Annotated in this window: 17 protein-coding genes; 10 read left to right on the forward strand and 7 right to left on the reverse strand. The window is 58.5% G+C overall.

Features of this window, described 5'->3' with window-relative positions; translation table 11 throughout:
- Positions 1-301: 301 nt before the first annotated feature.
- Positions 302-1,582, forward strand: coding sequence for a pectate lyase (locus RYB66_RS22090; protein WP_117140305.1), 1,281 nt, complete (start codon positions 302-304; stop codon positions 1,580-1,582).
- An 86-nt stretch (positions 1,583-1,668) separates the two neighbouring features.
- Here the strand turns inward: RYB66_RS22090 and RYB66_RS22095 are convergent, their stop codons facing one another.
- Positions 1,669-3,039, reverse strand: a complete 1,371-nt coding sequence (locus RYB66_RS22095; RefSeq protein WP_316886469.1) for a type III effector — start codon at positions 3,037-3,039, stop codon at positions 1,669-1,671.
- A 460-nt stretch (positions 3,040-3,499) separates the two neighbouring features.
- Here RYB66_RS22095 and RYB66_RS22100 point away from each other — a divergent pair, with 460 nt between their 5' ends.
- Positions 3,500-4,444 (forward strand): bestrophin family protein, encoded by a 945-nt coding sequence (locus RYB66_RS22100; protein ID WP_316886468.1) that lies wholly within the window; start codon positions 3,500-3,502, stop codon positions 4,442-4,444.
- Positions 4,445-4,630: 186 nt separating this feature from the next.
- Here the strand turns inward: RYB66_RS22100 and RYB66_RS22105 are convergent, their stop codons facing one another.
- The 3 genes from RYB66_RS22105 to RYB66_RS22115 form a co-directional block, all read right to left on the reverse strand.
- The gene (locus RYB66_RS22105; RefSeq protein ID WP_410478376.1) at positions 4,631-7,150 is read right to left on the reverse strand and encodes an ATP-binding protein; all 2,520 of its coding nucleotides are present in this window, start codon (positions 7,148-7,150) and stop codon (positions 4,631-4,633) included.
- Between the two features lie 336 nt (positions 7,151-7,486).
- On the reverse strand, positions 7,487-7,648 hold the full coding sequence (locus tag RYB66_RS22110) for a hypothetical protein (protein ID WP_316886467.1): 162 nt from the start codon (positions 7,646-7,648) through the stop codon (positions 7,487-7,489).
- Between the two features lie 108 nt (positions 7,649-7,756).
- On the reverse strand, positions 7,757-8,674 hold the full coding sequence (locus RYB66_RS22115) for a LysR substrate-binding domain-containing protein (RefSeq protein ID WP_316895440.1): 918 nt from the start codon (positions 8,672-8,674) through the stop codon (positions 7,757-7,759).
- A 188-nt stretch (positions 8,675-8,862) separates the two neighbouring features.
- Between RYB66_RS22115 and RYB66_RS22120 the strand changes: the two genes are divergently transcribed.
- The 8 genes from RYB66_RS22120 (at position 8,863) to RYB66_RS22155 (ending at position 16,706) form a co-directional block, all read left to right on the forward strand.
- Positions 8,863-9,612 carry an SDR family NAD(P)-dependent oxidoreductase gene (locus RYB66_RS22120; RefSeq protein ID WP_004656170.1) on the forward strand — a complete coding sequence of 250 codons (750 nt, stop codon included), beginning with the start codon at positions 8,863-8,865 and terminating at the stop codon, positions 9,610-9,612.
- A gap of 100 nt (positions 9,613-9,712) precedes the next feature.
- Entirely contained in the window at positions 9,713-11,014 is a 1,302-nt protein-coding gene (locus RYB66_RS22125) for an MFS transporter (RefSeq protein WP_054076863.1), read from the forward strand.
- An 18-nt stretch (positions 11,015-11,032) separates the two neighbouring features.
- On the forward strand, positions 11,033-11,881 hold the full coding sequence (locus RYB66_RS22130; RefSeq protein WP_005743283.1) for a transketolase: 849 nt from the start codon (positions 11,033-11,035) through the stop codon (positions 11,879-11,881).
- Positions 11,878-12,897 (forward strand): transketolase family protein, encoded by a 1,020-nt coding sequence (locus RYB66_RS22135; RefSeq protein ID WP_005743282.1) that lies wholly within the window; start codon positions 11,878-11,880, stop codon positions 12,895-12,897. The genes RYB66_RS22130 and RYB66_RS22135 overlap by 4 nt, the downstream gene beginning before the upstream one ends.
- Positions 12,898-12,945: 48 nt before the next feature.
- Complete coding sequence (locus RYB66_RS22140; protein ID WP_010201869.1) at positions 12,946-13,899, forward strand: alpha/beta hydrolase; 954 nt, start codon at positions 12,946-12,948, stop codon at positions 13,897-13,899.
- A gap of 143 nt (positions 13,900-14,042) precedes the next feature.
- Positions 14,043-14,528, forward strand: coding sequence for an AAA family ATPase (locus RYB66_RS22145; RefSeq protein ID WP_005778224.1), 486 nt, complete (start codon positions 14,043-14,045; stop codon positions 14,526-14,528).
- A 204-nt stretch (positions 14,529-14,732) separates the two neighbouring features.
- Complete coding sequence (locus tag RYB66_RS22150; protein ID WP_010201871.1) at positions 14,733-16,478, forward strand: OPT family oligopeptide transporter; 1,746 nt, start codon at positions 14,733-14,735, stop codon at positions 16,476-16,478.
- Between the two features lie 66 nt (positions 16,479-16,544).
- Positions 16,545-16,706: a DUF2986 domain-containing protein gene (locus RYB66_RS22155; RefSeq protein ID WP_004656149.1), complete on the forward strand. Its 162-nt coding sequence runs from the start codon at positions 16,545-16,547 to the stop codon at positions 16,704-16,706.
- Between the two features lie 216 nt (positions 16,707-16,922).
- Here the strand turns inward: RYB66_RS22155 and RYB66_RS22160 are convergent, their stop codons facing one another.
- The 3 genes from RYB66_RS22160 to hmpA all read right to left on the reverse strand — a co-directional run bounded on the left by RYB66_RS22160 (position 16,923) and on the right by hmpA (position 19,369).
- On the reverse strand, positions 16,923-17,549 hold the full coding sequence (locus RYB66_RS22160) for a glutathione S-transferase family protein (protein ID WP_005743276.1): 627 nt from the start codon (positions 17,547-17,549) through the stop codon (positions 16,923-16,925).
- A 127-nt stretch (positions 17,550-17,676) separates the two neighbouring features.
- Positions 17,677-18,093: an ester cyclase gene (locus RYB66_RS22165; RefSeq protein ID WP_057405393.1), complete on the reverse strand. Its 417-nt coding sequence runs from the start codon at positions 18,091-18,093 to the stop codon at positions 17,677-17,679.
- Positions 18,094-18,181: 88 nt separating this feature from the next.
- On the reverse strand, positions 18,182-19,369 hold the full coding sequence (gene hmpA / locus RYB66_RS22170) for an NO-inducible flavohemoprotein (protein WP_316895443.1): 1,188 nt from the start codon (positions 19,367-19,369) through the stop codon (positions 18,182-18,184).
- Between the last annotated feature and the right edge of the window lie 256 nt (positions 19,370-19,625).

Consider the following 19,625-nt stretch of genomic DNA (forward strand, 5'->3'; position numbering starts at 1 on the left):
CACGGCCTCTGAGTGCGATATGAGACCACACCGTTTTTCTGTCGGTGTGTTCCGCACTGAGTCGAAGGTAAAGGCGTTTTGGTTCCGTGTGCTCGTCAAGCGCACCAGGGATCGCGTATTGAAAACATCGCCATCAATAGCGGCGAAACGGGAACCGCTCACCTCGCTTTGCCACTCACTTCGAGCAACATCTGGCGAATTCCTCGTCGACCTATAGAACTGACAGGGACGCGGCGACCGACGCTGGTAAATCCGGAAGACGACGCTGGTTCATATGTCCACCCCATCGAGGTAAAACATCATGAGCATCGGTATCACCCCCACACCCTACCAACCCACGTCAGCCGCGCTGGACTTCTCGGCGCTGAGTGAAAAAAGCCCGCAGACAAACACCTTCCACGATGAGAACGCCCCACAGGCCGTAGACGCTGGTGCCATGCTGTTCAACAGCGCCGCACCGAAAAACGTCAGTTTCGGGCAACCTGACAACAGCGTGCAGAGCCCGCAGGATGCCAACAACACAGCAAACCCCGAGTCCAACCTCATCAAGCTGTTCAGTGCATTGATTGTTTCACTGCTGCAGATGCTCATGAACCTTAATAAAAAACAGGACACAGATCAGGACTCGAGCGAGTGGCAGGACCCTTTTCAGAACAATGGCGGGCTCGGTACGCCTTCAACCGATAGCGGGGACAGCGGTGACGGCAGTACGCTAGCCGCAACGGGCGATGGCGGCGGCGATACACCCACTGCAACAGGTGATGGCGGTGGCGATACGCCGACTGCAACAGGCGGTGACGGCGGCGACAGCCCTGCACCCACTGCAACAGGTGGCAACACGCCTTCTGTCGAAGGCAGCAGCGAGAACGATGATGGCGTAACACCGCAAATCACACCGCAACTGGCCAACCCCAACCATACCTCAGGCACGGGTCCGGTTTCGGATACAGCGGGCGCCAACGACCAGGCAGGCAAGGTCATTGTGGTGAAAGACACCATCAAAGTCGCTGCCAACACAGTCTATGACGCACACGGCGCAACCTTCACCGCCGACAAGTCGATGGGTAACGGAGACCAGAGCGAAAACCAGAAGCCTTTGTTCGAACTGGCAGAAGGCGCCACCTTGAAAAACGCTAACCTGGGTGAGAACGAAGTGGATGGCATACACGTGAAAGCCAAGGACGCCCAGCAAGTCACCATCGATAACGTGCACGCCGAAAACGTCGGGGAGGACATGATCACCGTCAAGGGCGAGGGAGGCGCAAAGGTGACCAATCTGCAAATCAAAAACAGCAGTGCTGAAAACGCAGACGATAAGGTTGTCCAACTTAACGCGAACACTCATTTGAACATCGCTGGTTTCGAAGCCAACAATTTCGGAACGCTGGTTCGCACCAATGGTGAAAAGCAGTTTGATGACATGAATATCAAGCTGGACGGTGTAGACGCTAATCACGGCAAGTTCGCACTGGTAAAAAGCGACAGCGAAGACCTGCAGCTGGAGACCAGCAACATCGCCATGACCGATGTCAAACATGCCTATGATAAAACCAAGGCCTCGACCCAACACACAGAGCTTTGAATCCCAACCGGACAGCTGGAAAAAAGGGGTGGCCTCACTCGTTGAACCCACCCCTTTTTACCGTCTAATTGCAACTTACAGTTTGCTTACGACCGCCCAGGCTGAAACGGTGTTTCACTTGGAGACGCCGCAATACCACCCTCTTCGATATCCGCTTCACGAGCGGGACGATGACGCAGGTTATTGACCGTGTTGCGCAAGCTGGCACCGGTATTGACGAGCGCTTCCCCGCCTTTGTCTTTGACGGTTTTCGCCAGTTTTACGCTCTGGTCGGCGACATAGCCTGTCGTACTGGACGCAGTCGACTTCACCGTGTCCTGTATGAACGACTCGGCTTTTTTAACCGCAGGGTCAGTCGCCAGTGCAGCGGTGGTCCAGCCTGCGAAAACGCCTGCCGAACCCGCCAGGTTGGTCAACTGACTGACCGCAGCACTGGTCGCCGGATGGGTAATGTTTTTCGTCGCCATCTCCTGCAACTTGCCTACCCCTGCGAAACCGCCCGCCAAGGCAACACCGTTTTGTACCAGACTGGTTGCCGAGACCAGACTTCTCACCGCCTTGAGCCCGTCAGTCGCGATGTCCAGTGGCAGGCCGGCCATCCGCTTGCCAGCGTTAAGCGCCGCACCTGAGTAGCTGGCCGACTTGATCGCGTTGTAAGCATCGAGCCAGTCGGTTTCTTCATTCAGATCAGCCTTGGGCTCTTTATCCTTCAGGCCGAGCACGAATGCACCACCACGCAGGTGATCGCGCGACTGCACACTGAGCATGCGGTTGCCAAAGCCTGCGTTGGCAGCCAGACCACCCGCCGTCGACACGCTGATGTCGACAGCACTCTGGACTGCCGGTCTGGACGCCAGTGCCGGCGCCAATACCGTGCGTACTGCGTTGCGCGCCGAGTACGTTTGCACCGCAATCCCCATGTCCACAACCTGCCTGCCAAGCCCTGGCGAGTGGCGTTTCACGGAAGTAGCCATCGCATCATGGAGCCTGTCCGGCGAGGTGCTCAGATAATGCAGATCACCCGTCGCGCGATCCATCATCTTGGTGCCCACCTGGTCCATCGCTCCCGACAGCGCCCCGGAAATAAACGGGGTTAGCGGCTTGAGTGGAGCAGGTAGCCAATCGCCCTTGTTAATCGCCGGTTGCATGTACTGAAGCACCGAAGCCGCGGCAAATGGCGTGGCCCGTAACGCGCTTGATGCGGTAGTCGCCAATCGGTCGAACTTTTCCGCCTTGGCAAATGTTTCTCCGATGCTTGCACGGGTTTCGCCCTGCTCGCTCAAACGCCTGGCGCGTGCATCGATCAGCGCATCGATCTGCTCGTTATGAGCATGAATGGCAGCGTGGTCCTCCAATGAGTCGGTCAACGGCAATTTGTGTGCAGCGAACACATGATCCTTCAGGTAATCAGTAATCGCATGCAGATTGTCCTGCGCACCGGAGCTGACGGACCGCACAGAACTGGAAGCAAGAGACGCGTCAGACGCGGTTCGAAAGCTCTCCATCTCAATACCAGGCGGTTGTGGGGCGGATCGGTTGATGTGCATGGAAATTCCCTCTCGGTCTACGGAGTTTGAACAGCAAAACGCTGAGGCGGGCTTGTCCGGAACGAGTAGTTGCGCGAAAGCAATGCAGCGAAGTGTCGATCAAACAACGCCAGAAACAGCGAAACGTCCGGCTACCCGCCAATTGAACAGGATCGACAAAGGCTGTGTGGTCCCGGATCCGTTGACGGTTCCAGTGCATGACCTGTGCATGCCGAACTCAAAGGCTCCAGCCGAAACAGCACAGCAAACCGTGTTGAAGATTACGCACCTGGAAATTAAGCGGGCTTTAAGGCAAGCGGCGTAAGTTCGCGGCATAGCGTGTTCAATGAACATGCACAGCCTTTTTCCAACCCAGCAAGGGAGTGCCGTAATGACGGGTCTTTTCGAAAAAAAATGGCGGTGCATCAGCAGAACAGTGACCTATGTTGGCTGGTCGCTGTTCTGGCTTCTGCTCTGGGACCTGGCCGTGACCATGGATGTCATGCTGATCGAAGGCAAGGGCATCGATTTCCCGCTGATGCCTCTCACTCTGCTTTGCTCGGCATTGATCGTGCTGATCAGCTTTCGCAACACAAGTGCCTACAACCGCTGGTGGGAAGCGCGTACGTTGTGGGGCGCGATGGTCAATAGCTCACGCAGCTATGGCCGCCAGGTGATTACCTTGATTGAAGGTAATACCGATGATCGCAACAACCCGGTGAAAGAAGTGCTGTTTCATCGCCACGTGGCCTACCTGCGGGCACTGCGGGCCCATCTCAAAGGCGATGTCGGCACCGCAAAACTCGACGGACTGTTGTCGGACGCCGAAATTCGTCGGGCCTCTGATAGCAATAACTTTCCCAATGACATTCTGAACGGCTCGGCGGCCATCATCTCCGAAGAGTTTGCAGCGGGACGCATCGACAGCATTCGTCTGGCGCGACTGGAGTCGACCATGGTCGAACTGTCCAACTGCCAGGGCGGCATGGAACGCATCGCCAACACACCTCTGCCCTACCCGTACGTCTATTTTCCGAGGCTGTTCAGCACCTTGTTCTGCGTCATCATGCCACTGAGCATGGTAACCACCCTGGGCTGGTTCACCCCGGCGATATCCACAGTAGTCGGCTGCCTCCTACTGGCAATGGACCGTATCGGCACCGACCTGCAAGCGCCCTTCGGCAGCAGTCAGCACCGGATTCGCATGGAAGACTTGTGCAACACCATCGAAAAAAACCTGCGTTCGATGTTTAGTGCGCCGGAAAAGCAGCTGCTGTGGACAGGCTCGCAAAGCGAGGACGGTGATGCTTGGAAAGCGCATCGGCTGGCCGTTTGAGGGGCGGATATAAGCGCTAGCGGCCAACCCTGCAAATTTTCACAGCCCAAGGAGGTTTAGAGGCATAGCGTCGATGATCATCCCGTCGGCAGGTGTGAGGCCGTAGCCTGGGATGAGCGGCACATCATTGACTGCCAAAGCCGAGCTGACAGGAACGACGGCCTTCACCCCGTACTCTGGCGAAGGTCAGGGTGCCAAGCCATAAGCTTCTGACGCGGGGCCGCCGCCCTTGCCGTGAAGCGGGGCAAGGCATGCTGCAAGTTCGCTTTTGCGAAACGGCTTTGTGAGCCGCGGAAGATCCGGATCAAGGCCCTCACGTTCGGCATACCCGGAGACCAGAAGGACCGCGGTTCCAGGCCTTGAGGAGCGGACCACCCGGGCCAGATCGGTCCCGTTGATACCCGGCATGAGGTGGTCAGTGATCAGCAGATCAAATGCCTGCCCGTTGGCTATCAGTTGCATGGCCTCTTCACCTGACCCGGCCTCGATCACGCGGTAACCCAGCTCGGCCAGCATGTAACAGGTGCTTGCCCGTACCAGTTCCTCATCGTCGACCAGCAGCGCGATCCCGCGCGTCAATAGCGGCTCTGACGCCTCGACAATGTGCAAAGCCGCTGCTGGCACGGCCATGCTGCGCGGCAACCACAGCTCCACTTTCGTCCCGAAACCTGGCGAACTCTGAATCGTGAGAGCACCGTTCAATTGTGATGCCAGCCCATGCACCATCGAAAGACCCAGACCAGTCCCTTTGCCGACACCCTTTGTGGAGAAGAATGGCTCCACCGCTCGGCCAAGCGTGGCAGCGTCCATGCCAGTGCCCGTATCTGCGACGGTTAAACAGAGGTATTCGCCTTTCGGCAGCTTCGAACGATGCCCATCGCCGACCAGCACCGTGCCGGCAGATATGCACAGCGTGCCGCCCCCGATCATCGCGTCACGCGCGTTCACGGAAAGGTTGAGAACAGCCATCTCCAGCTGGTTTTGATCGGCAATGGCAGCGGGCAGATTCTCTGGAGCGTCGACGACCACTTTGATCTTCGGCCCGGCCGTTCTGGCCACCAGATCGCCCATATCGCTCAGCAATTTGGCCACATCGACCGGAACCGTCTGCAACGGCTGACGGCGCGCGAAGGCCAGCAGTCTCTGTACCAGCGTCTTGGCACGCTCCGCCGATTGCATTGCGCCCGAGATGAGACGTTGCTCTCGATCGCCACCCACGCCACGTCGCAGAAGCAGATCGAGCGTGCCCACAATGGGCGTGAGCAGGTTATTGAAGTCATGCGCAACGCCGCCGGTAAGCTGCCCCATCGCTTCCATCTTCTGGCTCTGGCGCAGCGTCTGCTGGACCTCCTCGCGCTCGGCGATGGCCTGGACAATTCGCCTTTCAAGGGTGTCGTTAAGCTCCCTCAACTCCTCCTCGGCGGCCTTGCGAGCAGTGATTTCGATTGCGGTGCCGGTGACGCGCAAACAGACACCGGCTGCATTGAACACCCCGCGCCCCTTTGCCGCGATCCAGCGAACGACGCCGTCCTCTCGGCCAACCGTGCGGTAGTCGACCTCGTAGAGCGCGCGACGCTCTGGATCTGCGGCCGCCAGGAAGGCGTCGATCGTCGCATCACGATCCTCAGGGTGCAAACCATCATAAAAATCTTGCAACGTGACTTTCACGTTAGCCGAGATGCCGAACATCGCCTTGGTTTGTGAAGGCCAAACCAGCGTGTCATGAACCAAATCCACGTCCCAGAAACCCACATCGGCGTGGTCGACGGCAAGACGCAATCTCGACTCGCTGATACGGATCGCGGAATCCGTTCGTGCACGGTGAACAATCAGTCCGACCGTATGAGCCACGAAGTTGATGATCTCAATATCCGCTGGCAATGGCTCACGCAGCTCACGGTGGTACAGGACGAACGCACCGAGCAGTGCGCCCTGCGCCGAACGGATAGGAACCGACCAGCAGACGAGCAGCCCATGTCCGACGGCCAGATCACGAAACTCGCTCCAGCGTGGGTCGATCATGATGTCGGCCACTGCCATTAATGCGCTCTGATAGCACAGGAACGGGGCGACAGCAATGGCTTTGAGAGCGTCAGTGTAAGCGTCAGGCAGACTCGGGCCGGCACAATGCTCCACGTGCTCCATGTCTTCATCCAGGAGCACGATGCTCCCCACGAATCCCGACGTTGACAGCGCTTCCACTTCGCGGACGATTGCATCCAGGGTAACGTTCAGGGTTGTTACTTCTACAGCCAGCTCCAGGATTCGATTCTGAGTGGTCCTTAGTGCCGCCCCGCGATTGCGTGCCTGGGTCAGGCGCGCATTCTCGATTGCGATGGTTGCCAGTCGCGCCAGACTTTCCAACAGTTTGATCGTATCGGGATCATGATCGCGAACATCGGACCAGTAAGCGCCAAGCGCCGAGAACGGAACAGGTCTACCGATGGGCACCATCACGAGGCTTCGGACAAAGGTCGGCGCGTAAGCGTCCTGCGGGATGCGTGGATCGAGCCAAACGTCACGGATCGCAACCGTCTCACCATGACGCATCGTCCAACCAGATACACAATGGTCAATCAGGAAGCTCTGTCCTTGCCAAAGGGGAGAGACCGCATCTTCGGCTACATAAGAACAGCGGCCTTCATTTTCAATGACGACCGCAATGCCCTCCGCGCCTACCGCAGCGCGCGCCGTGTCCCTCAACACAGCGACGACCTCCTCCACCGAGGCCGCACAGGTCAGTCTCTCGCTGGCACTCAGCATATGAGACAGGCGGTCATCACCGATCAGATCCTTGGGGACATTAAGCAAACGGATCTCCCAACGGCCGCAGAATCCTGTTCCGCGGCGTGGTTCAAATTGAAGGAGTAAAAGAGAGACTGAAGCGCGCCTCTCTTTTCACAATTGTCGAATTTCAGTCTCTCAGAAAAACGATTATCAAGCATCACCGCTGCGGTATTTTGCGACCGGTAGCACTTAGCCATGATTTTTTTCCCCGCGAAGGGCAGCTTTGGGCCGGCTGTGTTGAAAAAACTGGTTTTCTCAAACGGGCTGATCATTGGTCGACGACTTATTCAACAGAATCGGTAAAAACTGTCTTTCGCAGGCGCGATCTTGTTGCACAAAGAGTCTTGCAATGGCGGCACCGATGCCTTGAGCCGCGCCGGTAACGACTGCGGTCCTGGAAACCAGTTTATTTTCCATAAATGATGACATCTCCATGGTGAGGCTTATTCAGACCGCATGAGAATGAGGCCATGCCCTATGCCATGCTCACGCTTGGCAAAGAGGCTAAAACATAAGCGGGGCGGCTCAAAACACAAACCCCTGCCCTAACTCATTCTCCATCCATTCAAGAAATCTTCTGACTCTGGGGAAGCCGGAATGGGCCTTGGGAAAGACCAGATGATGCGCTGCAACCGGTGCAGTCAATTCTTGAGGCGCAACTTCGATCAGTTCGCCAGTGCCCAGATACTTTTGCGCCAGCAAGGTGCTTTCCAGCGCAAAACCCAAGCCGTGACTGGCGGCTTCCAGCGTCATGTACGAGCGGTCGAAACTCAGCGCATAAGGCTTTTCCGGGCGAGCCAGTCCATGCCGGGCAAACCATTCGGGCCATTTGAGCAACGTGGCTTCGGAGAGAATCAATTCGCGGTCGAGCAAATCCGCTGCGCTGTGCACCGGGCGACGCGCCAGCAGTTGCGGAGACGCCAGCACAGCGAATTTCTCGTCACGCAGGGTGCGCACTTCGTAGCTCGGCCAGTTTGGCCTGCCATGACGGATATCGACATCGATCTTGTCCCGGCTGAAATGCAGTGACTCATAAGAGCACGACAGGTTGATCTGGATATGCGGGTGGCTTACCCGAAACGCCTCCAGCCTCGGCATTAGCCAGAGCAGCCCGAAACTGGGCGCTGAATGCAGGCGCAAGCAATCGAGACTGACATCGCTTGCCGCACGTTCGGTCGCGACGGCAAGGCTGTGCAACACCCCCGAGACATCTTTCAGATACTGCTCGCCGACCGGCGTGAGCGTGACACCGCGCGCGGCCCGGACGAACAATTGCCGTCCGATCAAAGCCTCCAGTCTGGCCAGTTGGTGACTAACTGCCGAGGGTGTCAGGTCCAGGACCTCGGCTGCTCTGGCCAGATTGCCGAAGCGGGCAGTCTGTTCGAAGGCCTGAAGCGCTTTCAGCGGTGGCAGGCTCAGAGGTGCATCGTCATCAGGCTGCATGAACACTCCGATGTGTCCGATTATTCGAGTTTCATGCATTCAACCACTGGTATTGCGGATTGACGAGAGGTGAATTTTTTTCAGCACCCAGTGATTTTTGCGGCATTGCTCAGAACCGGCACCGGGAACACTCTGAAGTCATCGATCACCCGAATCGAACCCAACAACAATAATCAGAGGTATCCCTCATGCTTCTTCAAGGCAAAATCGCAGTCATCACCGGCGCGGCGTCGGAGCGCGGTATCGGTCGCGCAACCGCGGTCACGTTCGCCCGCCATGGTGCACGCGTGGTCATTATCGATCTGGACGAATCCGCTGCACGCGATGCCGCTGCCGCGTTGGGTGAAGGCCACTTGGGCCTGGCAGCCAACGTCGCCGATGAAAAACAGGTTCACGAAGCCGTCAGCAAAATCATCGCGCACTACGGTCGCATTGACATTCTGGTGAATAACGCGGGTATCACACAGCCCATCAAGACTCTGGACATCCGCCCTGGCGATTACGACAAGGTGCTCGACGTCAGCCTGCGCGGCACTCTGCTCATGTCGCAAGCGGTGATCCCGACCATGCGCGCCCAATCCTCGGGCAGCATCGTCTGCATGTCTTCGGTTTCCGCCCAGCGTGGCGGAGGCATTTTCGGTGGCCCTCACTACAGCGCAGCGAAAGCCGGCGTGCTGGGGCTGGGCAAGGCGATGGCACGTGAATTCGGGCCTGATCAGGTGCGTGTCAATTCCATCGCCCCCGGTCTGATTCATACCGATATCACCGGCGGTCTGATGCAGGATGAGCGACGCCACGCGATCATCGACGGCATTCCGCTAGGCCGCCTGGGCGCAGCGCAGGACGTGGCCAATGCCGCGCTGTTTCTGGCCAGCGACCTGTCGTCCTATCTCACCGGTATCACGCTGGATGTGAACGGCGGCATGCTGATTCACTGACCGCGTGTGGACGGGCTGGCAAACAGCCCGTGTTTGTTCTGGATCGACGATACGCCGGGCGAATGCCTGGCGGTCTATAAAAACAAGAGATCAGACCATCATGATAACCACCATGACCCTCGACGCGGTGTCGACCACGCGCGCCAATGCCTACCGCAAGACCGCCTGGCGACTGATGCCGTTCCTGATGCTGTGCTACCTGTGCGCGTACCTGGACCGTGTCAATGTCGGCTTCGCCAAGCTGCAGATGATGAACGACCTGTCGTTCAGCGAGACCGTCTACGGCCTCGGTGCCGGCATGTTCTTCATCGGCTATTTCCTCTGCGAAGTGCCCAGCAACCTGATCCTTCATCGCGTCGGGGCAAGACGCTGGATCGCCCGCATCATGATCTCCTGGGGCATCATTTCCGCCCTCTTCGCCTTTGTCGAAACCGCCTGGCAGTTCTATGCCCTGCGCTTTCTGCTCGGCGTGGCGGAAGCCGGTCTGGCGCCGGGCCTGCTGCTGTACCTGACGTACTGGTTCCCCTCTTATCGCCGCGCGCGCATGACCGTGCTCTGGTTCATCGCCATCCCGCTGTCCGGCATGATCGGCGGTCCGCTGTCGGGCTACATCATGACCCGCTTCGCAGGCGTTCATGGCTGGGCCGGCTGGCAATGGATGTTCGTCCTTGAAGCGATCCCGACGGTGATCGTCGGCTTGTTGGTACTGAGCTATCTGAAGGATGGCGTGCACCAGGCGACATGGCTGTCCGCTGAAGAAAAGGAATTGGTCAACAAGGAACTGCAAGAGGACAACAGCCAGAAAGTGGTACACGCGTCGGTAGGCGCCTTCATTCGCGACAAGCGTCTGTGGCTGCTGGCGTGCATCTACTTTTGCGTGGTGATGGGCCAGTACGCGATCACCTTCTGGCTGCCGACGCTGATTCGCAACGCAGGCGTTTCCGACCCGCTGCACATCGGCCTGATGACCAGCCTTCCCTACCTGTGCGCAATCGTCGTGATGCTGCTGATGGGGCGCAGCGGCGACAAGCATCGAGAACGCCGCTGGCACCTGGTCGGCCCGATGATCGCAGGCGCTCTGGGGTTAAGCCTGGCAGCGCTGTTCGGCGGCAATCTGCTGCTGTCGGTGCTCAGCCTGTGCCTCGCCGCTGCGGGCATTCTTTCGGCGTCCTCCATGTTCTGGATGCTGCCTACCACGCTGCTGGGCGGGGTATCGGCGGCCGCCGGGATCGCCGGAATCAACAGTTTCGCCAATCTCGCGGGCTTCTGTTCGCCCTACCTGATCGGCTGGATCACCACCACGACCGGCTCAAGCGCCATCGGCATGTACCTGATTACCGGCGTGCTGTTCATCGGCGCCTATCTGGTGCTGCGCATCCCCGCCGCCTCGGTCAATCGTTGAGTCAACGGAGTAATCACCATGACAGCCACTACTTTATCTGCGCCTTCAACCTCGCTGGCGCAGCGTGCTCATAACATTCGCCGGCACGCATTACGCATGGGCCAGGTTCAGGGCCAGGGTTATGTCGGACAGGCACTGGGCGCTGCGGACCTGCTCGCCGTGTCCTATTTTCACGCGCTGAACTATCGGCCTGAAGACCCTGAATGGGAGCAGCGCGACCGCTTTTATCTGTCGATCGGCCACTATGCCATTGCGCTGTACGCGGCATTGATAGAGGCGGAAATCGTCCCGCTCGATGAACTGGAAACCTACGGCTCGGATGACAGCCGTTTGCCCATGTCCGGGATGGCGACTTACACCCCCGGAATGGAAATAACCGGCGGTTCGCTAGGTCATGGTCTGGGCATTGCGGTAGGTGCCTGCCTGGGGCTGAAGCGCAAGGCCTCAAGATCTTTCGTTTACAACCTGCTGTCGGACGGCGAGCTGAACGAAGGCTCGACCTGGGAAGCGGCCATGTCCGCCTCGCACTGGAAACTGGACAACCTGATCGCGATCGTCGATGTGAATAACCAGCAGGCCGATGGCCACTCCAGTGAAGTGCTAGCTTTCGAACCCATCGTGGATCGCTGGCAGGCGTTTGGCTGGTTTACCCAGCGCGTCGACGGCAACGACTTGAACGCACTGGTCGCAGCCTTCGACGCGGCCCGCCAACACGTCGGCGCTCAGCCCAGGGTCATCATCTGCGACACGAAAATGGGCAAGGGCGTGGCGTTTCTGGAAACCCGTGAAAAGACCCACTTCATCCGCGTGGATGAGCACGAATGGGACGTCGCACTGAACAACCTCGACGAGGGGAAAACCGTATGAGCTCTGCCAATAACACCTCGGCTCCGTCCGTTGCCCCGAAGAAAAAACTCACTACCTCGGCGATGATCGCGTCCATCGCCTCCGAGGGTCAGGCCACCCGCCCGGCTCCGTTCGGTCATGCATTGGCGGCGCTCGCGGAGCAACGTCAGGATATCGTCGGGCTGTCGGCTGACCTGTCGAAATACACCGACCTGCATATCTTCGCCAAAGCGCACCCTGAACGTTTCTACCAAATGGGCATGGCCGAACAGTTGCTGATGAGCGCGGCTGCGGGCATGGCTCGGGAAGGCTTCGTACCGTTTGCGACCACTTATGCGGTGTTCGCCTCGCGTCGCGCCTACGACTTCATCTGTATGGCGATTGCCGAGGACAACCTCAACGTCAAAATCGTCTGCGGCCTGCCGGGCCTGACCACCGGCTACGGCCCCAGCCATCAGGCCACCGATGACCTGGCGATCTTTCGCGCCATGCCCAACCTGATGATCGTCGACCCCTGCGACGCGCTGGAAATAGAACAGGCGGTCCCTGCGATCGCAGCGCATCAGGGCCCGGTGTACATGCGCCTGCTGCGCGGTAACGTGCCCTTGGTGCTGGACGAATACGGTTACACATTCGAGATCGGCAAAGCCAAGACCCTGCGCACCGGCAACGACGTGCTGATCATCTCCACCGGCCTGATGACCATGCGTGCCCTGGAGGCGGCCAAGGCACTCCAGGCCGACGGTATCGATGTTGCGGTGCTGCACGTGCCGACCATCAAGCCGCTGGACGAGCAGACCATTCTGGCGGAAGCCAGAAAACCGGGCCGTCTGGTGGTGACCGCCGAAAACCACTCGATTATCGGCGGGCTGGGCGAAGCAGTGGCGACGGTGTTGCTGCGCAATGGCGTTACACCGACCTTCAGGCAGATCGCCCTGCCGGACGCTTTTCTCGACGCTGGAGCGCTGCCTACACTGCATGATCGTTATGGCATTTCCACGCCCGCCGTCTGTACGCAAATCAAGGCGTGGCTTTAAGCACTGACAGGCGCAGGGGCTTATTTCCCTGCGCCTCGGGAGCACGTATTGAACGCCGATGAATTACTGGACCCGGCCTATCGTTGGTTCATGGACGAGCCGTCGAGCAACTGGACGCTGCACACCCTTGCCGACATCAGGGCTCGCGTCAGCGCCTCATGGGCAACCGCCGCCACCAAGCGCGGCGAGCAACACTGGACTTCCTCCGATTCGGACAACGGCGTCAGGTTATGTCTTTATCGTCCGGACCTTTCGCTCTCTCACTCTGGACTCCCCGTCATCCTGTATATCCACGGTGGCGGCTTTGTTCTGGGCAGCCCGGAGATGGCCGATGATTACCTCGCAGAGCTAGCCGTCGAGCTCAAGGCAATCATCGTCGCTGTCGATTATCGGCTCGCCCCCGAGCATCCATTCCCGATCCCGCTGGAAGACTGTTACGCAGCGCTGGAGTGGATATTCAACCACGGGCCGACGCTGAGCATGAACACCGGTAACCTGGTGATCATGGGCCACAGCGCCGGCGGCGGGCTTGCTGCCGCGCTCGCTCTGCTGGCAAGAAACAAAGGGCTGCGGACAATCGCCGGTCTGGTGCTGATCTACCCCATGCTCGATCACCGCACTGGCGCGCCTGACGCTCCGCCAGCCAACCCGACTACCGGCACTTTCAGCTGGTCGCGCCAGGCCAATCATTTTTGCTGGGAAAGCCTGCGCGGTGCCTACGCACTGGACGATGATCGCAAGACCCTGTTCTCGCCCGCACTGGCCACCGACCTGAGCGATCTGCCGCCCACTTTCATCTGCGTTGGCGCACTCGATCTGTTTCTTGAAGAGGACCTGGCATTCGCACTGACCCTGTCGCGTTCGGGAGTGCCTGTTGAAATGCACGTCTATCCAGGCGTGCCGCATATGTTCGATCAGTTGCCAGGCGAGCAGACCGGGCAGGCGACGCAAGATATTGCCCGCGCCGTGCGCAGGATGATTGCCGCAGGGTTATGCGACTAGAATGACGCGCATGTTGCGGTGACGATCGCGAGTGCCATTTCAATGATGCGCTGAATGTGCTTGGCTGAGAGGCTCCCGCAGGGTCACGGCCTCGCCTCTGCTCAGGAATGCACACCTTACGACTGGAAAAGGGACACGCCTTGATGCTCGCCACGAAACTTCACCTGCTGAGCGGCAAGATCGCATCCGGTAAATCGACACTGGCAAAATCAATCGCGACCGAGCATTCAGCGATCCTGCTCAGTGAAGATCAATGGCTCTCTCGGCTCTACCCTGACGAGATCAAATCAGTGGCGGACTACGTGCGTCTGGCCCATCGGATTCGCGACATCATCGGCCCTCTGGTCATCGACATGCTGAAGTCCGGCATGTGCGTGGTTCTGGATTTCCCAGCCAATACGCTTGCAGACCGCCAATGGCTTCGCAGCCTGGCTGAAGACGCTCAGGTTAAGCATCGACTGCACTATCTCGATGTGGAAGATGATATTTGCCTTGCCAGACTGCATGCTCGTAACGAAACAGCAGAGCATGAATTTGCGGCTACAGATGCGGAGTTCAGGCTGATCACGCGCTACTTCCAGACTCCACACACTGACGAGGGGCTGGATATTCTGGTTCACCGCCTGTAATTCATCAGAGGGCGCGTGGCGATGTCCTTCCAAGAGTCTGATTTCTGATGCTCCCGCAACAGGCACCCTGCGTAGCCGGTCGGCAAAGATCGGGACAAACGGATGCCTTAACGCCACTCCACAACGAAGCCTGCCATATGAACCTTCGGCCGATATGACGCTCACTTTATAGGTTGCCTTGTCTCATCGCCGAAAGGAACTCGCATGCTTTCAACCTCGCCATCGATCCCTCTTGTCAGTCCTGTCGAGCGTGAACTAAGTCTGCGCGCGGTCATTACCGGGGTCGTGCTCGGTATCCTGTTGACGCCTTCCAATGTGTACGCCGGGTTGAAGATTGGCTGGTCGTTCAATATGTCGATCATCGCCTTGTTGATCGGTTATGCGATATGGCAAGGCCTGTCAAAGCGTTCGTCCGCGCACCTACCGTGGACGCTACATGAGAGCAACATCAATCAGACCGTGGCGTCGGCGGCTGCGTCGATCATTTCCGGTGGGCTGGTCGCGCCGATTCCGGCTTATACCTTGCTGACCGGTCAGCAACTGGATGCCGTCCCGATGATCGCCTGGGTATTCTCGGTAAGTTTTCTGGGGATCTGGATTGCCTGGTACTTGCGCCCATCACTGCTCAACGACAAGTCGCTGAAGTTTCCCGAAGGCATGGCCACTCTGGAAACCCTGCTACACATCTACAACCATGGGCGCGAAGCCGCAATACGCTTGAAGGTGCTGCTCAGCACCGCGTTGCTGTCTGCGCTGGCCAAGTGGGTGGACACGTTCATATGGGCCTTCCCGCGCTGGTCGCCGAGCGCTCACCTGGAGCGTCTGACCTTTACCGCCGACCCTTCGCTGCTGCTGGTGGGGTTTGGCGCAATTATCGGCATTCGCGTCGGCATTACCCTGCTGCTCGGTGCTCTGCTGGCCTGGGGCGGCGTGGGGCCGTGGCTGCTGGAACAGGGGCTGGTGATATTACCGGCCGACAGCAGCGGCCCGCAGTTCGCAGCACTGGTGGAATGGTTGCTGTGGCCGGGTGTAAGCCTGATGGTCTGCTCGACCCTGGCTTCACTGGCGATTCGTTTGTGGGCACTGCACAAATCCACCAGAACCAGTGGCGGGACGACCTGGTCAGTGCCTAAGGCCGGGCCTGCCGTCGGTTTTGCGTTGGCGATTTTGCTGGTGGTCAGCCTGCAGGCGCTGTTATTCGGTATCAATCTGTGGATGGCATTGCTGACCATCCCCTTGGCAATCTGTCTCGCAGCCGTGGCGGCTCGAGTGGTCGGTGCCACCGGCATTCCCCCTATCGGGGCAATCGGGCAGTTATCCCAACTGAGCTTCGGCATCGTCGCGCCCGGGCAGGTGCCGATCAACCTGATGAGCGCCAACACGGCCGGAGGTTCTGCCGGGCAATGCACGGACCTGATGAACGACTTCAAGGTCGGCCGGGCGATTGGTGCCACGCCGCGTAAACAGTTGATCGCCCAGACACTGGGGATTTTCGTCGGCAGCATCGTCGGCGTCCTGGCTTACATGGCGCTGATCCCGGACCCGCAATCGATGCTGCTTACCGAGGAATGGCCCGCCCCGGCGGTGGCCACCTGGAAAGCCGTCGCGCAAACGCTGACCCACGGCCTGGATTCATTGTCAGCGAGTATCCGCTGGGCAATTTTCATCGGCGGGCTGGCGGGGTTGTTGCTGGGCATCCTCGACAGCACGTTACCCGCCCATCGCACCCGGTACATGCCGAGCGCCGCCGCCCTGGGCCTGGCTTTTGTCCTGCCAGCCTCAGTATCTCTGATGATGGCCCTTGGCGCGGTGCTCACCTGGCTGGTGAACTGTCGCTGGCCGTCCCTCACAGAACGCTTCGCCATTACCGCAGCGGCAGGCCTGATTGCCGGAGAGAGCATCACCGGTGTCGGGGCGTCGCTGTGGCAGATGGTTGGAAACGTAGGGTAATCGACGCGTGTATGAGCAGATATTCCAGCTGGTATCATCCACGCATCTGCAAGCGAGTTGAAGAGCATGAATCGTCGTAAAAAAATACAGCAGCTACTGAAAGCCCACGCAAAAAAGGCCAGCGCAAAACTGGCCCCGCAGAGCAAGGCCAAATACATCAGCAAGGCCGACCGCTTGAAGCTGGCGGCCGAAGCGGATCAGGATTCGGTAAGCCTGTCCGAAGGCTGACCAGCAACGTACGCGCCTTGGCGACGCAGAGCGTGTGGAACGATAACCGCAACTATCGTGCGGCGCTCTGCGTCGCATGCCTTTCTGGACGCTCTGCGTCCTCTTGCGACGCAGAGCGTCGAGAACTGCGTTACCACGCTGGAGCATGGGAACGAGAGGTGTCCGGGAGAACACTTCTCGTGACTATGCGCGGCGCAAGCGCCTCAGGCACGGCGGTTACTTGGCGAAAGAATATTCCCCACCCTGCTCCAAAGCCTTGCGGTACGCAGGCCTGCCCTGCAGTCTTTCAACCCACACCGTCACATTCGGGTACGGCTGCAGCATTCCCTGAGCCTTGGCGAACTCGCCAATGAAGCTCATCTGAATATCCGCGCCACTCAGATCTTCTCCCAACAGATAAGGCGTCAACCCCAGAGAGTCGTTCAGGTAACCCAGATAATTGGCCAGCTCTGACTGAATTCGCGGATGCAGCGGTGCGCCAGCGTCACCCAGACGTCCTACGTACAGGTTGAGCATCAGCGGGAGAATGGCCGAGCCTTCCGCGAAATGCAGCCATTGCACGTACTCATCGTAGGTAGCGCTGGCAGGGTCCGGTTGTAGTCGGCCATCGCCATGACGGCGAATCAGGTAGTCGACAATGGCACCTGACTCGATGACAACATGAGGGCCATCTTCAATAACCGGTGATTTGCCCAGCGGATGGACAGCCTTGAGTTCAGGCGGCGCAAGATTGCTTTTCGGGTCGCGCTGATAACGCTTGATCTCGTAGGGCAGGTCGAGCTCTTCAAGCAGCCACAAAATGCGCTGCGAACGTGAGTTGTTCAGGTGGTGGACAGTGATCATGTCGGGCTCCGCGGGGTGAAAGTGTCTAGAAAAGACTGCGCTGCCACCGGGGAGTGCCCTGAAATGCTGTTACTTCGACGAGCGTGCCGGAAAAGCTGCGTTGATGAGCTGCACACCGATGAAAATCTCAGGCGCCTCTGTCACTGGAGCCGGCCGCTGGCTCGCCACGAAGTTCTCGCTCCACTGCGGCTTTATCAATGACCGACCAGACGCTGACAATCTTGCCGTCGCTGAATGTGTAGAACACGTTTTCAGAAAAGGTAATACGCTGGCCATGCGCATCCAGCCCCAGAAATCGCCCCTGCGGCGAGCAGTTGAATATCAGGCGGGCAGCAACCTGTGACGCCTCAACCACCAGCAAGTCGATGTTGAAACGCAGGTCAGGGATAATCCTGACGTCGTTTTCCAGCATCGCCCGGTAGCCGACCACGCTGATCCGCTCGCCGTTGTATTGCACATCGTCGTCGACGAAATCGCCGAGATCCTGCCAGCGGCGTTCGTTAAGACAGGCGATGTAAGCTCGATATTGCTCGGCCAGATTCATGGTGCGCCCTCCTGTTCAAAAAATACTTGAAGCAGCCTTTTTAAGGGGATGCTTCAAAAGATATGCGCTTCTGCGCATCTGAATGCGCTCAGGCCAACGCCTCGGCCGGACCAAAAAACTCATAATGGCTCTGCCGGTCCGGAACACCCAGCTCGTGCAGCGCGCGCTTGATGAACACCATGAACGGCTTCGGACCAAGAAAGTAGGCCTCGACATCCGTGTCCTCCGGCAACCATTGCTGCAGATGCTCCGTCGAAGCAAGCCCCGTCACGGTATTTGCCGGTACATCACCGGCCGTAGCTTCGCTGTAAACCACGTGCGCCGCAAACTGCGCATATCGCTCGCGCCAGCCATCAATGACCGCCTGGAACGCCTGCACGCTGGCATTACGCGCGTAGTGGATAAACACGACGTGTCGGCCACCTGCCTGCAACGCCGCTTCCGCCATGGCCAGCGTCGGGGTGATGCCGACACCGCCGCTGATCAGTACCAGCGGTTTGCTGCCTTCGATAAGCACGAACTCGCCAGAGGGCGGGAACAATTCTACGGTGTCGTCCACTGCGACCTGATCGTGCAGGTAGCCGGACGCAACGCCCCCCTGCTCTCGCTTGACGCTGATGCGATAGCTCACACCGTTGGCAGGCGCAGAGAGCGAGTAATTTCTACGAATTTCTCCGCCTTCGGTGTTCAACCGGATACCGATGCACTGACCGGGCTTGTGCGCGATGACCGGTTTACCATCAACAGGCTGCAGGTAGAACGACATGATCTCGCTGCTTTCCGGCACCTTGCGAACAACCTTGAACAGCCGTCCGCCACGCCAGCCACCCGGTGCTGCGGCGATGCTTTCATACACATCGCGCTCGGCATTGATCAGCATGTCAGCCAGTTGCTGATACGCCGCAGCCCATGCATCGATCACTGCATCCGTTGCGATCTCTGCGCCCAGCACCTCGCGAATGGCGCGCAGCAGGCAGGCACCGACAATCGGATAATGCTCCGGCAGTATCTGTAGCGCGACATGTTTGTTGACGATCTGCGCCGCCAGCGACCCGAGGTTTTCGAGGCGATCAATATTGCGCGCGTACATCAACACCGCATTGGCCAGCGCCCGTGGCTGTGCGCCATTTGCCTGGTTGGCCTGATTGAACAGCGGACGAACCTGAGGATAGTCATTGAGCATGATGCGATAGAAATGAGTGGTCAGTGCCTCCCCGCCTGTTTCAAGGATCGGTACGGTGGCTTTAATGATGTCGCGATGAGCAGTGCTGAGCATAATCAATTCCAGAGTGAGCAGTTTCGTTACTGGAGTCAGAGCAACGCGCGTGCCAGATAAAAACTGCTTTGGCATCAATGAATAGCAGATTTTTAAGTCAAAAAGACCTAGTCTTATTGACCAATATCAAGAAAATTTTGGTCATTATGACCAGATCAAGTTAATCGTTTCAGCCATCCTCGCACGCAGAACGCATTCAAGAATTCAATCCCGACCGGGTTTGTAGGGAACTAGCGCGCAACACATCGCCCTAAGC

The sequence above is a fragment of the Pseudomonas syringae group sp. 243L2 genome (genome assembly GCF_032587875.1).
Lineage (GTDB): Bacteria > Pseudomonadota > Gammaproteobacteria > Pseudomonadales > Pseudomonadaceae > Aquipseudomonas > Aquipseudomonas amygdali.

Bases quoted from the DNA above. Each gene is read 5' to 3' on its own strand.
- RYB66_RS22155 (WP_004656149.1), top strand. From the start codon at position 16,545: ATGAATCGTCGTAAAAAAATACAGCAGCTACTGAAAGCCCACGCAAAA.
- RYB66_RS22090 (WP_117140305.1), top strand. From the start codon at position 302: ATGAGCATCGGTATCACCCCCACACCCTACCAACCCACGTCAGCCGCG.
- RYB66_RS22110 (WP_316886467.1), bottom strand. From the start codon at position 7,648: ATGGAAAATAAACTGGTTTCCAGGACCGCAGTCGTTACCGGCGCGGCT.
- RYB66_RS22115 (WP_316895440.1), bottom strand. From the start codon at position 8,674: ATGCAGCCTGATGACGATGCACCTCTGAGCCTGCCACCGCTGAAAGCG.
- RYB66_RS22150 (WP_010201871.1), top strand. From the start codon at position 14,733: ATGCTTTCAACCTCGCCATCGATCCCTCTTGTCAGTCCTGTCGAGCGT.
- RYB66_RS22160 (WP_005743276.1), bottom strand. From the start codon at position 17,549: ATGATCACTGTCCACCACCTGAACAACTCACGTTCGCAGCGCATTTTG.
- hmpA (WP_316895443.1), bottom strand. From the start codon at position 19,369: ATGCTCAGCACTGCTCATCGCGACATCATTAAAGCCACCGTACCGATC.
- RYB66_RS22125 (WP_054076863.1), top strand. From the start codon at position 9,713: ATGATAACCACCATGACCCTCGACGCGGTGTCGACCACGCGCGCCAAT.
- RYB66_RS22135 (WP_005743282.1), top strand. From the start codon at position 11,878: ATGAGCTCTGCCAATAACACCTCGGCTCCGTCCGTTGCCCCGAAGAAA.
- RYB66_RS22130 (WP_005743283.1), top strand. From the start codon at position 11,033: ATGACAGCCACTACTTTATCTGCGCCTTCAACCTCGCTGGCGCAGCGT.
- RYB66_RS22165 (WP_057405393.1), bottom strand. From the start codon at position 18,093: ATGAATCTGGCCGAGCAATATCGAGCTTACATCGCCTGTCTTAACGAA.
- RYB66_RS22120 (WP_004656170.1), top strand. From the start codon at position 8,863: ATGCTTCTTCAAGGCAAAATCGCAGTCATCACCGGCGCGGCGTCGGAG.
- RYB66_RS22100 (WP_316886468.1), top strand. From the start codon at position 3,500: ATGACGGGTCTTTTCGAAAAAAAATGGCGGTGCATCAGCAGAACAGTG.
- RYB66_RS22145 (WP_005778224.1), top strand. From the start codon at position 14,043: ATGCTCGCCACGAAACTTCACCTGCTGAGCGGCAAGATCGCATCCGGT.